This is a genomic window from Alteromonas naphthalenivorans (genome assembly GCF_000213655.1).
In the GTDB taxonomy this organism is placed as follows: domain Bacteria; phylum Pseudomonadota; class Gammaproteobacteria; order Enterobacterales; family Alteromonadaceae; genus Alteromonas; species Alteromonas naphthalenivorans.
In genome coordinates, this window is the sequence record NC_015554.1 from 4796223 (window position 1) to 4809576 (window position 13354).

At 45.2% G+C, this 13354-nt stretch carries 15 protein-coding genes; 10 read left to right on the plus strand and 5 right to left on the minus strand.

Going from position 1 to position 13354, the window contains the following annotated elements; translation table 11 throughout:
* The first annotated feature begins 5 nt into the window (after positions 1 to 5).
* Genes gspH through AMBT_RS20980 form a run of 7 tightly spaced genes read left to right on the plus strand, consistent with a single transcriptional unit; the run spans position 6 to position 5129 of the window.
* A complete protein-coding gene (gene gspH, locus AMBT_RS20950) occupies positions 6 to 635 on the plus strand; it encodes a type II secretion system minor pseudopilin GspH (protein ID WP_013786670.1) in 630 nt (209 codons plus the stop codon).
* A 38-nt stretch (positions 636 to 673) separates the two neighbouring features.
* Positions 674 to 1036, plus strand: coding sequence for a type II secretion system minor pseudopilin GspI (gene gspI, locus AMBT_RS20955; protein WP_049791856.1), 363 nt, complete (start codon positions 674 to 676; stop codon positions 1034 to 1036).
* Positions 1036 to 1656 carry a type II secretion system minor pseudopilin GspJ gene (gene gspJ / locus AMBT_RS20960; protein ID WP_013786672.1) on the plus strand — a complete coding sequence of 207 codons (621 nt, stop codon included), beginning with the start codon at positions 1036 to 1038 and terminating at the stop codon, positions 1654 to 1656. Before gspI ends, gspJ begins: the two co-directional genes overlap by 1 nt.
* The gene (gene gspK, locus AMBT_RS20965; RefSeq protein WP_013786673.1) at positions 1656 to 2699 is read left to right on the plus strand and encodes a type II secretion system minor pseudopilin GspK; all 1044 of its coding nucleotides are present in this window, start codon (positions 1656 to 1658) and stop codon (positions 2697 to 2699) included. The genes gspJ and gspK overlap by 1 nt, the downstream gene beginning before the upstream one ends.
* Positions 2699 to 3898, plus strand: coding sequence for a type II secretion system protein GspL (gene gspL, locus AMBT_RS20970; protein ID WP_013786674.1), 1200 nt, complete (start codon positions 2699 to 2701; stop codon positions 3896 to 3898). The genes gspK and gspL overlap by 1 nt, the downstream gene beginning before the upstream one ends.
* Positions 3895 to 4374 (plus strand): type II secretion system protein M, encoded by a 480-nt coding sequence (gspM, locus tag AMBT_RS20975; protein WP_013786675.1) that lies wholly within the window; start codon positions 3895 to 3897, stop codon positions 4372 to 4374. The genes gspL and gspM overlap by 4 nt, the downstream gene beginning before the upstream one ends.
* On the plus strand, positions 4371 to 5129 hold the full coding sequence (locus AMBT_RS20980) for a type II secretion system protein N (RefSeq protein WP_013786676.1): 759 nt from the start codon (positions 4371 to 4373) through the stop codon (positions 5127 to 5129). Before gspM ends, AMBT_RS20980 begins: the two co-directional genes overlap by 4 nt.
* Before the next feature lie 17 nt (positions 5130 to 5146).
* Here the strand turns inward: AMBT_RS20980 and AMBT_RS20985 are convergent, their stop codons facing one another.
* The 4 genes from AMBT_RS20985 to yrfG all read right to left on the minus strand — a co-directional run bounded on the left by AMBT_RS20985 (position 5147) and on the right by yrfG (position 9204).
* Positions 5147 to 6250 carry an MBL fold metallo-hydrolase gene (locus AMBT_RS20985; protein WP_013786677.1) on the minus strand — a complete coding sequence of 368 codons (1104 nt, stop codon included), beginning with the start codon at positions 6248 to 6250 and terminating at the stop codon, positions 5147 to 5149.
* 69 nt (positions 6251 to 6319) lie between these two features.
* Positions 6320 to 7708 carry an NAD-dependent succinate-semialdehyde dehydrogenase gene (locus AMBT_RS20990; RefSeq protein ID WP_013786678.1) on the minus strand — a complete coding sequence of 463 codons (1389 nt, stop codon included), beginning with the start codon at positions 7706 to 7708 and terminating at the stop codon, positions 6320 to 6322.
* Between the two features lie 256 nt (positions 7709 to 7964).
* Entirely contained in the window at positions 7965 to 8507 is a 543-nt protein-coding gene (gene yjjX / locus AMBT_RS20995) for an inosine/xanthosine triphosphatase (protein ID WP_013786679.1), read from the minus strand.
* A complete protein-coding gene (gene yrfG, locus AMBT_RS21000) occupies positions 8497 to 9204 on the minus strand; it encodes a GMP/IMP nucleotidase (protein WP_013786680.1) in 708 nt (235 codons plus the stop codon). The genes yjjX and yrfG overlap by 11 nt, the downstream gene beginning before the upstream one ends.
* Positions 9205 to 9270: 66 nt before the next feature.
* Here yrfG and nudE point away from each other — a divergent pair, with 66 nt between their 5' ends.
* From nudE to AMBT_RS21015, 3 genes are all read left to right on the plus strand, one after another.
* A complete protein-coding gene (nudE, locus tag AMBT_RS21005; RefSeq protein ID WP_013786681.1) occupies positions 9271 to 9834 on the plus strand; it encodes an ADP compounds hydrolase NudE in 564 nt (187 codons plus the stop codon).
* A gap of 3 nt (positions 9835 to 9837) precedes the next feature.
* Complete coding sequence (cysQ, locus tag AMBT_RS21010) at positions 9838 to 10686, plus strand: 3'(2'),5'-bisphosphate nucleotidase CysQ (protein WP_013786682.1); 849 nt, start codon at positions 9838 to 9840, stop codon at positions 10684 to 10686.
* A 76-nt stretch (positions 10687 to 10762) separates the two neighbouring features.
* Positions 10763 to 11347 carry a YceI family protein gene (locus AMBT_RS21015; RefSeq protein ID WP_013786683.1) on the plus strand — a complete coding sequence of 195 codons (585 nt, stop codon included), beginning with the start codon at positions 10763 to 10765 and terminating at the stop codon, positions 11345 to 11347.
* Positions 11348 to 11458: 111 nt separating this feature from the next.
* On the opposite strand, the gene mdoH is transcribed toward AMBT_RS21015, so the two are convergent.
* Complete coding sequence (gene mdoH, locus AMBT_RS21020; RefSeq protein WP_013786684.1) at positions 11459 to 13330, minus strand: glucans biosynthesis glucosyltransferase MdoH; 1872 nt, start codon at positions 13328 to 13330, stop codon at positions 11459 to 11461.
* Positions 13331 to 13354 lie beyond the last annotated feature (24 nt).

The following is a 13354-nucleotide window of genomic DNA, read 5'->3' on the forward strand; positions in this document are numbered from 1 at the left end:
ATTTTATGCTTGGCCGCTTTCATCCTCACAACAAGCACACTGGCTTCACGCTATTAGAAGTGATGCTGGTACTGTTGCTTATGGGCTTAGCGGCTGGCTACGTGATGTTCAATGCCTTTGGCGCCAGTAAAGCAGACTTGCTAAAAAGCCAAGCCCAACGACTACAAGTACTGGTCGATATGGCAAGCGATTATGCTGTGCTAAACCAGCAGCAACTTGGCATTCGTATAGAGCAAAAAGACAACGAATACTACTTTGTTTTTTTAGATGAAAATGATGAGTGGCAACGTATTGAGGGAGAGAAATATTATGAACCTCACACATTACCTGAAGACTTCTCATTTACGCTAAATTTAGACGACTTGCCTTGGACCAAAGAAGACCAACTTTTTGACCGAGGCATATTCGACGAAACCTTAAGCGTGTCTGAAGATGGTGTTGAAATAGGCAGCGAAGAAGAAAAGAAACTGCCACCGCCGCAAATATTAATCATGTCTAGCGGCGATATTACCCCCTTCAGCCTTAGTTTTGCCTATGAAGGCGACTTTAACGACGAACCCGTTTATTTTGCGCTAAACAATGAAGAGTTTCCGCCACTAGAATTGGCTGGCCCCTTTGAGAGCCCAGATCAGTGAAAAGCCCGTTTTCGCATTCGCCCAACAATCAAAAAGGCATGACACTGCTTGAAGTCATGGTGGCACTGCTTATTTTTGCCTTAACCGGTACGGCTATTCTAAAGGCCGCAGGGGATCACTTAAATAACGTAGGGCAAATTGAAGCGGTAACCTTTGCCAGCTATGTTGCCAGTAACCGGCTTAACCAGTTACAGCTTGATGATACTTGGCCACCTAAGAACAATTTAAAAGGCAGCATGGAAATGGCTGACCGTACTTGGTATTGGCAGCAAAAAGTAACTAAAACCAACGACGATGAACTTCGCTCGGTAAGTATCAGCGTAGGTCTAGATTCTGACTATTCTGGAAGCGTCACTTCGGTAACCACCTTTGTGGCTAAGCCCACCGGCGCAGGCATTTAATGAAGCAGCGCGGATTTACTCTCATTGAAATTCTGATTGCCATGGCTATTTTTACGCTCATTGGTTTGGCATCTACAGGCCTGCTAACCACGGTAATTGATAGCAACGACTTATCTAGCGAGCGCTTTGAGAAGTTACAACAACTACAACGTGCCATGGTCATCATAGAGCGTGATATTCAACAAGCGGTGCCACGGCCAGTTCGCGCTGAAGGGGAAACCCAAACCGTAGTAATGGCTGGCGGCGAGGTAGATGATAGTGACGGCGATGGTATTGGCTTTGTGCGCGGCGGTTGGCACAACCCTCAACTCATGTTGCCCCGAAGCACCCTACAATATGTGGCATATCGCCTTGATGAAGACCGACTAGAACGCCTTTATAGCAACTACGTCGATAATGTTATTGGCTATGAACCTAAGACCCGTACCCTGCTTGAAAATATAGAAAGCTTTACCGTTGAATTCATTAGCGCTGAAAGTAGTACTGATGACAGCGACGATCTAAGTTGGAGTGAAAGTTACCAAGGTGAAGCGTTACCCACTGCGGTGGCGATTGAGTTTGTGAGTAAAGATTTTGGTTTAGTACGTCGTGAGTTTGCCTTAACAGGAGGTTCGGCGTAATGGGCATTCTTATTAAAACGGCTATCAAAGCGCCTACAAAAACACCCCGTTCGCAGCCTTCTCGCCAACAAGGCATGGCGCTTATGATTGTGCTGATGATTGTAGCGCTGGTATCTGTATTGGCCACTGAAATGGGTACCCGCTTGCAGTTGCAAGTTCAGCGCACCATGAATATTAAAGACAGTAATCAAGCGTACTGGTATGCCTTGGGAGCCGAGGCCTTTGCAAGAAAGTCGCTTCAAACCTTGATGGAAGAAACCGGTGATAAAATTTCGCTAGACCAGCCTTGGGCACAGGAATTTATGTACCCGTTAGACAATGGCGGTTTACAAGCGAACCTTACCGACCTTCAAGCATGCTTTAACCTAAACGCTATTCTACAAGGCAGCGCTAGCGCAAACGTGAATAGTGGTGATGGCGCTACCGAAGCGATGGATGCCTTTCACACTATGCTTTTGGCCCTTGAAATTGACGATCTAAACAGCTTTACCGCTGATACCGTGCGAGACAGCTTGGCCGACTGGGTAGATGAAGATGACAACATGCGCCCTTATGGCGCAGAAGATAGCGAGTATGAGTCGAGGGAGTTTCCTTACTTAGCAGCAAACGGACTACTGGCATCGACAAGCGAATTGCGTATTATTAACGGTGTCTCTGCGGTTTGGTTGAATGAAATTCTTCCTCTGGTTTGCGTAATTCCCGACAACGACACCCTAGCCATTAATGTGAATACCATTGATGAAGAACATGCAGCGCTATTAGCCGGCTTAACGGGGTTAGATTTACAACAAGCCACTAGCTTGCTGGGTAACCGCCCACAAGATGGCTGGGAAGACGTAAGCGAATTTCTGGCCGAGCCGAGTGTTGAAGCATTAAGTTTATCTGATAGCCGAAAAGAATGGTTTACGGTAACCACTGAGTATTTTATTTTGCACACTAAGACCCGTTACAATAAAGCAACGTTTCAACTTTCTACCGTATTTAACGCAAGTAGTGACGCGGGCGTAAAAATAATAAAGCGCGAGTTTGGAGGCGTAAAATAATGGAACAACTCCTGATTAGGTTAGGTGCCACCGAGGCCGACCCAATTAGCTGGCTAGTATGGTCTACAGCCGAAGAAGAAATTATCGCTTCTGGTGAACTTCCCAATGCTGACGCCCTTTCTACCTTAGCGGAGCGTGCTGGGCAGCGTGCGGTAATCGCATTGGCACCTAGCAGCGAAATATTACTTAAATGGGTAGCTTTACCGCCAAGAGCGGGTAGAAAGGTACTTTCTGCTTTGCCCTTCATGCTTGAAGATGAATTAGCCACTGATATTAGCGAACAGTTTTTTGCTATAGGTCCTAAAGTAGGCGATAGCCAAGCCGTTGCCGTGGTAAGTCATGCAAAACTTCAAATGTGGCAGCAATGGTTAGCTGATGCAGGCTTGTTCTGTAACCATTTAATTCCGGATGTACTCGCCGTACCGGTAACTGAAAACGGTTGGTCTGTCCTTACTCTAGGCGAGCAAATGTTGGTACGCCAAGATACCTTTCAAGGTATACAGGGCGAGCAAGCGTGGTTGTTACCCACCCTAGGCCATTTTACCAGCCAACAAGAAGCCCCGGTTGTCATTACCAACTATGCGGGTATTGATTTAAGTGGTGTGCCGAATATTACGGTAAATGACGCCCCTCTTGAGCTACCTATGCATGTGCTAGCCAAAGAGGCGTTGTCGAGCAGTTTCAACTTGCTTCAGGGCGAGTATAAAGTAAAGCGTACTCGTAACAATGCGTGGGCACAATGGCGTGTCGCGGCTGTATTAGCGGTACTGGTGTTATGTACCAGTCTGGTTGATAAAACCGTTACCCTGTACCAGCTGAAATCTGATAACGCGGCGCTCTCCAGTGAAATAGATCAAGCGGTAAAATCTGGGTTCCCCAATATTGGCGTTTATCGTAACGTGAAGCTTAAGCTGCAATATGAGCTTGATAAATTATCAAAAAGTGGCGGCGATGCCTCTATGTTAGTGATGCTAGATCAGCTTTCAGAAGCCTTTGCTAGCACACAAGTAAAACCACAAACTTTACGGTTTGATGCCACCCGCACCGAAATTCGTATTCAAGCGCAAGGTAAAAGCTTTGAGGCATTAGAGCAATTTCGCCGACAGGCGGAAGGTGCTGGATTTACCGTAGAGCAAGGGGCTATCAATAACCGTGATGACAATGTGATTGGCACGGTATCAATTAGGAGTGTGTTGTGAACGCACTAGTCAGCAAATTTAAAGCGCTTACCGAGCGTGAGCAAATACTGGTGATGATCTCTGCTGTGGTAGTGGTTATTGGTTTATTTTATTTTTTGATTTGGTCGCCCCTTAATGCAGCTTTGCATCAGCAAAAGCAATTGCTAGATAACCAACAAAGCTTGCTGGTATGGGTAAAAGACAGTGCCGTTCGCGCCCAACAACTCAGAAAAAGCAGCAACCGCGCTACGCCTTTTCGAGGTTCACTACCTCAAGCCGTTAACCGCACTACGTCAAGTCACAGCATTGCCATTTCGCGTATGCAACCGCAAGATGATGAGTTACAAGTTTGGATAGACCAAGCCCCTTTTAATGATGTGCTGGAATGGTTAAAAACCCTTGAAGGCATGGGCATTGTCATCATTCAGGCCGATATTGCTGAAGCTGATGATCCAGGTTACATCAAAGTTCGCCGTTTACAGTTAGGAAAAGCATGAAGTCTAAGTTTGGTTGGCTAGTGGGTGGCATTGTTGCCTTTCTAATTTTTGCAATTGCTTACATGCCTGCTATTCAGGTGATTGGCAGAGTAGACTTGCCAAAAAATGTATCGATTAGCGGTGTCAGTGGCACATTATGGACGGGTAAGGCGCAAACCATCGTGGTGAACGGACTCCCTATTAATAACGTTAATTGGGAGCTTAGCCCCCTTGCGTTGCTGATTGGAAAGGTAAGCGCGCATGTAAAAGCGGGTAACATTCGCGATGTAAACGACATTGCTTTTGAAGGGCCATTTAAAACCAGTTTGTTTAATACAAACAAAGTAGAAACCACAAACTTTTCAGTTTATCTCCCCGTAGACCGCGTGTTGGCGCAAGTGAACTTGCCTCTGCCAGTTAACGCCAGCGGGCGATTTAAAGTGAAGCTCGACGAACTTACTTTTGGCCCTCAGTGTGTGGCGCTACAAGGTACAGGTGATTGGTTGAATGCCGCCGTTGCAGGTACACAAGGCCCAATCGACTTTGGCACTTATTCTGCCAAACTTCGCTGTGTGGGTGATGACATTGGTATTGTGGTCAGCGAGCCAAATCTACTTGGCCTTTCTATTGATGCTGTAGTTAGCCCAGACATGAAAAAAGTAAAGGTAGACGGGAAATTTAAGCCAGATGATAGCCTTCCTCAAGAAGTACATCAGGCGTCTAAATTCTTCGGACAACCCGATGCGAATGGTTATATCGCCATTAAATTACAATAGGCGCAATGCTATATAAGTTAGCGGCCTTCTTCACGAGTAAGGTCGCTAACCAATGGAATATTCATTAGGTCTTGCGCGGCAAACACCCGTCCGGGGGCAATAACCGCAATAGCCTCAGTAAGCCCATCTAGCCCTGCTTCGCTACGCTTCATTATATGAGAAAGCACAATACGCTTTGCTTCGGACTCTTTAGCAATTTCAATAATCTGCTTAGGCGTCATATGCAAATTGGTGGCAGCGCTACCCGCTCCCTTTTCAATATCTTCAATAGCATTATGCAACACGAGCACATCGGCATGCTTAGCAAAGTTGGCTAATGTTCCATCAGCATTGTTGGTGTCGCCTGAAAATACAGCAACACATTTATCAATAGTAACTTTCCACGCCAACGCCGGGATTGGGCCATGGTGAACAGATATAGCCGCTATGCTGATGTCATCACTAATGGATGTGGAAAAAGTGGTATCTGCAACAGTGTGTGCAGACACCTTATAATCATCTTCACCTTCTTGGGTATAAGAAGACAGGTATTTAAATGCCCCTTCTTTACCTATCAGCGCATCGAGATACGCGTGAGTACTCGGCATAAGGTCGTTACCGGCAGGGCCATACACGGTTAAATCTGTATCTCGACGTGTAAAATAACTTCCCTTGATAAAACTGGGTAGGTCGGCGGCATGATCAGTATGCAAATGAGATAATAAGATGGTGTCTACATCGGTAAAATCAGCACCCGACGCGCCAAATTGAACACTACTTCCACTCCCAGCATCTACCAACACGTTAGCCTTTTCGTCTTTCCAAAGAAGGTAGGATGCAGAAGCACGCCCATCATCGAGTTCTGGACCGCCAGAGCCAAGCACTTGTAATGAAACTCCTTCACATACGGTAGTGGCGCTTGTATCCGTTGATGCATGCTGCGGCAACGACTTCTGAACGGAATCACCAGGTCTTGCTATTGGATTGGCTATTGGATTGGCTGTCGGGTTGGCCGAAGGCGCTGCACAAACAAAAAAGGCTGAGGTAAGTAACCCCAGCCCAATACTTAGTTTTGTACCTACATTAGAACAGTGCGGCTTCGCAACACGGGCTGAACTAGATTTCATGGATGTGACTAACATACTACGTACTCCTATTCAGCGCCTTGTTGCAGATTAGCCCAACACTGTGGGCTAACCGCATTGGTACGCTTAGCTGTTTTGCTGCTCTGCGATCATGATGGTTTTGATATTAACGAATTCACGCATACCATAGCCACCGTGCTCACGACCGTAACCACTATCTTTAACACCGCCAAATGGCAAGTTAGGCTGAGCTAACGAATAACCGTTAATGTTTACCATACCCGTATCGAACTCGTTTTTGGCAAGGGCGATAGCGTTGTCGGTATCAGTACTAAAGATACCACCACCAAGACCGTAGCGTGAATCATTTGCTACTGTCATGGCTTCCTTGTCGTCACGAACGCGAATTAGCGAAGCCACTGGGCCAAATAATTCATCGTCGTACGCCGGCATGTCTGGTGAAACATTTTCTAATACAGTGATAGGGTAAAAATAACCACTGCTATCTGGTACTTCACCGCCAAGCGATAGCGTTGCACCCGCTTCAAGTGACGCTTTAACTTGGTCATGTAATTCATCACGTAAATCTTCACGTGCCATAGGACCAAGATCGGTATTTTCGTCCGCAGGGTCGCCCACTTTAAGTTTCTTGCACTGGGCAACAAACTTATCTCTAAACTCATCATAAATACTATCGACGATAACAAAGCGCTTGGCTGCTACACAGGTTTCACCATTGTTGATAACACGGCCTTTAATACAGGTTTCAACCGCTTGGTCGATGTCAGCATCTGCTAGCACGATGAACGCATCGTTACTGCCTAGCTCCATCACTGTCTTTTTCGACAAACTTGCTGCTTCTTTAGCAACCTGCTTGCCCACTTCGTCACTACCTGTGAAGGTTACGCCGCGAACATGCTTATGTTTAATTAAGTCACTCGCTGTACCGCCATCAATCAATAGCGACTGATAAACGTTTTTAGGGAAACCAGCATCTTCATACATTTGTTGGATAGCCACGGCCATACCAAATACGTTTTTAGCATGCTTAAGTACCGTGGTATTACCCGCCATAATGTTTGAAACACTGTAGCGAATAACCTGATAAAGGGGGAAATTCCAAGGCTGAATACCTAAGATCACGCCAATAGGCTGGTAACTGATGATGGCACGACCACCTTCAAAAATACGATGTTCATCTTCAAGAATTTCAGCGCCATGTTCTGCCGTATAACGACAGATATTTGCACATAGCTGCACTTCTTGCCTACCTTGCTCAGCTACCTTACCCATTTCTCGGGTCATCAGGTTAGATAAGTCGTCAATACGCTCTTCCATCAAATCAGCAAGGTTATTGAATAATTGGGCACGGGCATCAAAAGAAGTTCTGCGCCAGTTTAAGTAGGCTTCTTGCGAGCGGGTTACCGCTTGCTCTGCATCATCCGCTGACATTAAATGATAATGATCTAGCTTCTCACCCGTTGCAGGGTTATACGTGTTGATTGTCTCGCTCATTGTCACACTCCTTAATCCGTTTGTGATGGATAGTAGTGCAACTACAGAGCCAGATCAGCCAACCTAATATTTCCAACGAAAGATCAACAAGATAGACTAAAGATTAGACATTATGAGCGATATTCGAAAAAAGCTCGATAAGAAATTATTACGGAAATTTATCACCATTTCGGTAGAGCTTACAGAGTGTTTTTAAGTAAAACACTGCTATTTACGATGTTATCTTAAGGGCAATTAGCAGCGTATATTTTGCATATCAATCGGTATATAAATCGGGAAAATGAAACTTTGCCATGGCTAATGTAAGCGCGACTTCATAAACACTTTGTCTAGAAGCATGATTAAGAGTAAGCAGACCAATCGCCCCCCCTTTTTGTTTCACATTGGTGGTATTAAATAACTTATCCATAACAGGGCCTAGTTCTTCGCCCCGCTGTAATGCTTGATACACGCTAACGGGTAACGGCAAGTTGGCACTTCGGCCTATCGACATGCGTCCGCCGTTATAAATCGCCACGTAAGCAAAGGTAGCAGGACCATCTTCGAATACATCAACGCCACCTTCAATAGCCACATACCACGAATCGTTTGTCTCGTCTTTGTGCATATCAATAAGTGCTTTTACCCGGTTTACCGCGCCTAGCCGCGTTTCTTCTTCGCTCATTGGCTGCTCAGATACCCCACTAGGCACGCCAACTTCGTAAACATCGAAATCTTGCTCTAAGGTAATGGATAACGTGATGTGCGCTGCATTTACCTTAACCGGGTTTTTAGATCCTACAAATAATTTACTCAGCATGTTTACCTCCTTCGTTGCTAGAGACAGGGTTTGCCAAAATATCATCTAACATTAAACGATAGTCGGTAACAGCAGGAAATTCGGTAATATTACGGTTCGGTAAAGTGTTGTCAGGATTATCAACCGCAAGAAGGTGCTGTATACCAAACTCTTTTGCCGCTTCTAATATTCGTATTGTGTCGTCTACAAACAAGGTTCGCGCTGGGTTGAAGTTTAAGCGCGCGTGTAGCTTCTGCCACAGCAACTGCGACTCTTTAGTAACACCAAACTCATGCGTGGAAATTAAGTTATCGATATGCGCGTCTAACTGCGTACGCTCTATTTTTAACGATAAACTACCAGGGTGTGCATTAGTCACTAACACCACCTCGCGACCAGACTGATGCAACGCCTCTAAGAAAGGGACAGTATCGGGGCGAATTTCAATAAGGTGCGCTAGCTCTCGCTTTATCGGCATAATATCGATATCCAGTGTTTCTGCCCAATAGTCGAGGCAATACCACTGAATTTGACCGTGCACTTTTTCATAATGTGAGGCCATCATGTCACGACATTCTTGTTCCGGAATACCTTTAATTTCAGCCAAACGCGTTGGCAAATGGTCTAGCCAAAACCGGTTGTCGTAGTGCAAATCCAGTAGGGTGCCGTCCATATCTAACAACACCGTATCAATTTCATTCCAGGGCAGAAAGGGCAAGCGATTTTCCTTATAATGAAGTAAGCTAGTTACAGTAGGTATGATAACAAAGTTGTAGCAAGAGACATGCGAAAAATTGACCCGAACAAGCCGTTACCGCAAATTCACAATCGGGAAATTGTTGCCCAAAGTAAGCTTTTTCGCGTAGAGCGCCTAGACTTAGAGTTTTCTAATGGCGCAACGCGAGAGTTTGAACGGATGGCAGGTGGCAATCGTGGCGCCGTCATGATTGTTCCCATGATTGATAAAAATACCATGGTATTGATTCGTGAATATGCCGCAGGTACTCACTCCTATCAACTTGGCTTTCCAAAAGGCCTTATCGACCCAGGTGAAACCGCCATTGAAGCCGCCGATAGAGAATTGAAAGAAGAAGCAGGTTTTGGTGCGAATGAGCTGATTGAATTACACAAAGTTAGCATGGCACCTACCTTTTTTAATGCCAACATGACCATTGTAATAGCAAGAGATTTATACCCTGAACAACTAGAGGGTGATGAACCTGAGCCATTGGAAGTGATTCACTGGCCCCTTGCTGAAGCAGACGCGTTACTGGCTCGTGAAGATTTTGTTGAAGCCCGCTGTATCGCTGCGCTGTTACTTGCTCAAAAATGGTTGAAGGACCAATAGATTATGCCCGATGAACACCCCCACAGCGAACTATTAGAGCTCGCAAAAACCGTTGCCGTTGAAGCCGGCGAAGCTGTGCTTAAAGTGTATGATAAAGGCGATTTTGACGCTTACCAAAAAGAAGACGATTCTCCAGTTACTAGCGCCGACTACCTTGCCAACGATATTATTGTTAAACGCTTAAGCGACGCCACCCCCGACATTCCTATTCTGTCTGAAGAAAATAAGCATGCCAGCTTGGAAGAGCGAAAAGATTGGCCGCGTTATTGGCTTATCGACCCTATCGACGGCACCCAAGAGTTTATCGCCAGAAGCGGTGACTTTGCGGTGAACATAGCACTTATTGAAAATAATCAGCCTAAAATTGGTGTTATTTTCTGGCCCCCTGGGCAATCGCTGTATTTTGCCGAGAAGGGTAAAGGGGCTTATAAATCGTCACCTGACGGGGAAGAGAAAATTGCCGTCCGTAAGCTTGATGATCCTAAAAACAGTGTGGTGATGATTGCCATTAGTCGTAGGCAAAGCCGCGAAAAAGTATTAGGCCGTATGTGTGCAAAGCGGGTTTATCAAACCCTGCCATTAGGCAGCTGTTCGCTGAAAGCTTGCTTTATTGCAGAAGGTAAGGCCGATGTATTTATGCGAATTGGTGTAACGGGTGAGTGGGATACAGGTGCATCACAGTGCATAGTATCTGAAGCCGGAGGCAGTATTGCTGCTGCTAACTTCGAACCGCTTACTTATAACCAGCGTCATTCGCTAGAGAACCCAGATTTTGTAGTAATGGGCGATCAAAGAGTGCCATGGAAAGATGTTGTCCAGTATAATGATTTTGTAAACCCTCATCGTAATTAGTACGTTAGGTTATTTGGTCTATGCCATCTTCGAGTAGTCTCGAGTGGACATTATTATTATTTAAAGGAGTAATATTATGGTGACGACACGTATTCGTAAGGTAACAACTGCCTTGCTTGCATGCGGTCTTACGTTTCCTGCACTTGCTGACTGGGACCTAGATGGCGACACCAGTGTTTTGCATTTCCTTTCTACCAAGAATTCACAAATTACCGAAGTACATAAATTCGATAGTTTTGAAGGCAGTTTATCTAATGCTGGAAAATTGCGTGTTACGGTTAATTTGGCGTCGGTAAATACGTCAATCGATATTCGTAATACACGTATGCAAGACATGCTATTCAATGTGACAGAGTTTGCTGAAGCAACTTTCGATGCAACCTTACCTGAGTCAATGCTGAATTTAGCCGACGGCGAAGTGGCCAGCGGCAAAGTTGATGGCATTTTAACGTTGCATGGTATGGCGGTTCCTACTAGCTTCTCTGTAATGGCAAGCAAAGTAGACGCAGATACTTTAACGGTTTCAACTACCGCGCCTACGCTAATTAAAGCTGAGTCTTTCGGACTAACGGCAGGTATTGAAGCATTGCAAAAAATTGCAGGGCTAAAGAGTATTACTACTACGGTTCCGGTTTCTTTCTCCGTAACTTTTACCCAGTAAGTACACCTTATATAGAAAAAGCCGGGGCTTTACCTTTGAAGTAAAGCTGCCGGCTTTTTTGTGTCTGGCTGATTATGTTCAGCGCTTTAATCCACTAACGTGTACAACACGTTACGCGTTATTGACCAATGCTGGACGCATAGGCAGCGGCTTTTCACTTAATACTTGCTCAGGCATGGTTACCCACAAACTTTCAGGGAGTGCTGGCTCTTCTGCCTTGTACTGAGACAATGCGAAGTAATTCATAGCCACCCGCAAACGTTTAAGCGCGGTGCATTCATTCACTTCTTGGTCGATAACAAACACGCCCCATTTACGCATTTGTATGCCTAGATTATCACTGCTAGTAATACGAATAACCGGCGCAGCCAGTACCATTCCAATTAACACAGGTAGCAACCACATAAATAACGATGGTGTGTAATAAAATGTAGTCACACCCCAAATTACGGCTAAACAACTCATAATTTGAGTATGCTTAAAGGCCACACTCCAAGGTACTTTTTTACCTTCACGTTCTTGTGCTTCCCATTTAACAGAATGACCAACAAAAACACTGATCACAAAGAAGCTATGATAAAACATCATTAACGGTGCAATAAGAATGGCCATTGTAATTTCTAATGCAGAACTTTTCAGTAACGAAAAGGTGCCACCAAACTCTTCTCTGCGTTTGATAAGCGCCAATACTATCCCTAGTACTTTAGGTAAAAATAACAACGCAGCTGTACCCCACATTGTGACCATCATCATATCTTGACGGGCTACCTGCCAGCTTGGGAATAACTGATATTCAGAGGTAAAGAAATCTGGAACAGACGTAGCACGGATGAGTGCATCAGCTGTACCTAGCGCTAGCATACAAAACAGTATTAGTGATGAAATATAGGCAAACGCACCAAATAAGAAGTGAAGACGGTTAGCCGCTTTCAGGCCTTTCACGTTCAGCAAACCTAAATGCTGAATGTTACCTTGTACCCAACGACGATCACGAATAGCGTAATCGACAACGTTGCTAGGGACTTCTTCATAGCTGCCCGTGGTATCGGTCAGTAAATAGGCCTGCCAGCCTGCACGGCGAAGTAGCGCAGCTTCAACAAAGTCATGACTTAAAATTTCACCACCAAACGGGGCGCTGCCTTCTAATTTAGGTAAACCACAATGCTGCATAAAGGGCGCAATGCGAATAATCGCGTTATGACCCCAATAGTTGGCGCTATCGGTTTGCCAAAATGACAAACCTGTTGCCAGCATTGGGCTGTAAAGGTGCGCAGCAAATTGTACAAAGCGGCCAAAGAAGGTATTTTGACGTACCGGCATAGGGATAGTTTGTACTAATGCGGTATCTGGGTTTTGTTCAATACGGCGGGCTAAATCTAACATTCGCTCGCCAGTCATAATACTATCGGCATCTAATACAATCATAGATTCGTAGTTCGCGCCCCAGCGTTCGCAAAATTCTTTTAAGTTACCCACTTTGCGATGAAGGTTCTTTTCCCGGCGACGATAAAATACCTGCGACGCGTAGCTGCCTAAACGCTTGGTCATACGTTGCCACGCGCGAAGCTCGGCATCTGCTTTGTTTTGATCCCGTGTGTCACTTAGCATATAAAAATCGAAATGATCAGCTTGTGGCGTATTCATTAACTCACGGACACACGCTTCAAAACCCACCATAATTCGGCGCGTATCTTCATTGTATACAGGCATTACCACCGCATGGCGCTGAGTTAACTGTGTGGCTTCATCAGGCTTACTTTGCTTTTTACGTAAGCTTAAAGGGTCAATATTAAACAGTTGTAGTACAAAACCGATAATACCGGTCCAAAAGGCCATACACAGCCAAGCGAACAACATTAGGCCTAATCCAAGCTGGGCCATCTCAAGTTTAGTTAACCCATTAGGAAGAAAAATTTCATAAAGGCTCCAACCGGCCAAAGCCGTACTCGGAAGCACTAACATTGCCATTATAAATAAGCGCATGTGCTCTCCTGTCGTGATGAATCG

Bases quoted from the DNA above. Each gene is read 5' to 3' on its own strand.
- gspH (WP_013786670.1), top strand. From the start codon at position 6: ATGCTTGGCCGCTTTCATCCTCACAACAAGCACACTGGCTTCACGCTA.
- gspI (WP_049791856.1), top strand. From the start codon at position 674: ATGACACTGCTTGAAGTCATGGTGGCACTGCTTATTTTTGCCTTAACC.
- gspJ (WP_013786672.1), top strand. From the start codon at position 1,036: ATGAAGCAGCGCGGATTTACTCTCATTGAAATTCTGATTGCCATGGCT.
- gspK (WP_013786673.1), top strand. From the start codon at position 1,656: ATGGGCATTCTTATTAAAACGGCTATCAAAGCGCCTACAAAAACACCC.
- gspL (WP_013786674.1), top strand. From the start codon at position 2,699: ATGGAACAACTCCTGATTAGGTTAGGTGCCACCGAGGCCGACCCAATT.
- AMBT_RS20980 (WP_013786676.1), top strand. From the start codon at position 4,371: ATGAAGTCTAAGTTTGGTTGGCTAGTGGGTGGCATTGTTGCCTTTCTA.
- AMBT_RS20985 (WP_013786677.1), bottom strand. From the start codon at position 6,250: ATGTTAGTCACATCCATGAAATCTAGTTCAGCCCGTGTTGCGAAGCCG.
- AMBT_RS20990 (WP_013786678.1), bottom strand. From the start codon at position 7,708: ATGAGCGAGACAATCAACACGTATAACCCTGCAACGGGTGAGAAGCTA.
- yjjX (WP_013786679.1), bottom strand. From the start codon at position 8,507: ATGCTGAGTAAATTATTTGTAGGATCTAAAAACCCGGTTAAGGTAAAT.
- nudE (WP_013786681.1), top strand. From the start codon at position 9,271: ATGCGAAAAATTGACCCGAACAAGCCGTTACCGCAAATTCACAATCGG.
- cysQ (WP_013786682.1), top strand. From the start codon at position 9,838: ATGCCCGATGAACACCCCCACAGCGAACTATTAGAGCTCGCAAAAACC.
- AMBT_RS21015 (WP_013786683.1), top strand. From the start codon at position 10,763: ATGGTGACGACACGTATTCGTAAGGTAACAACTGCCTTGCTTGCATGC.
- mdoH (WP_013786684.1), bottom strand. From the start codon at position 13,330: ATGCGCTTATTTATAATGGCAATGTTAGTGCTTCCGAGTACGGCTTTG.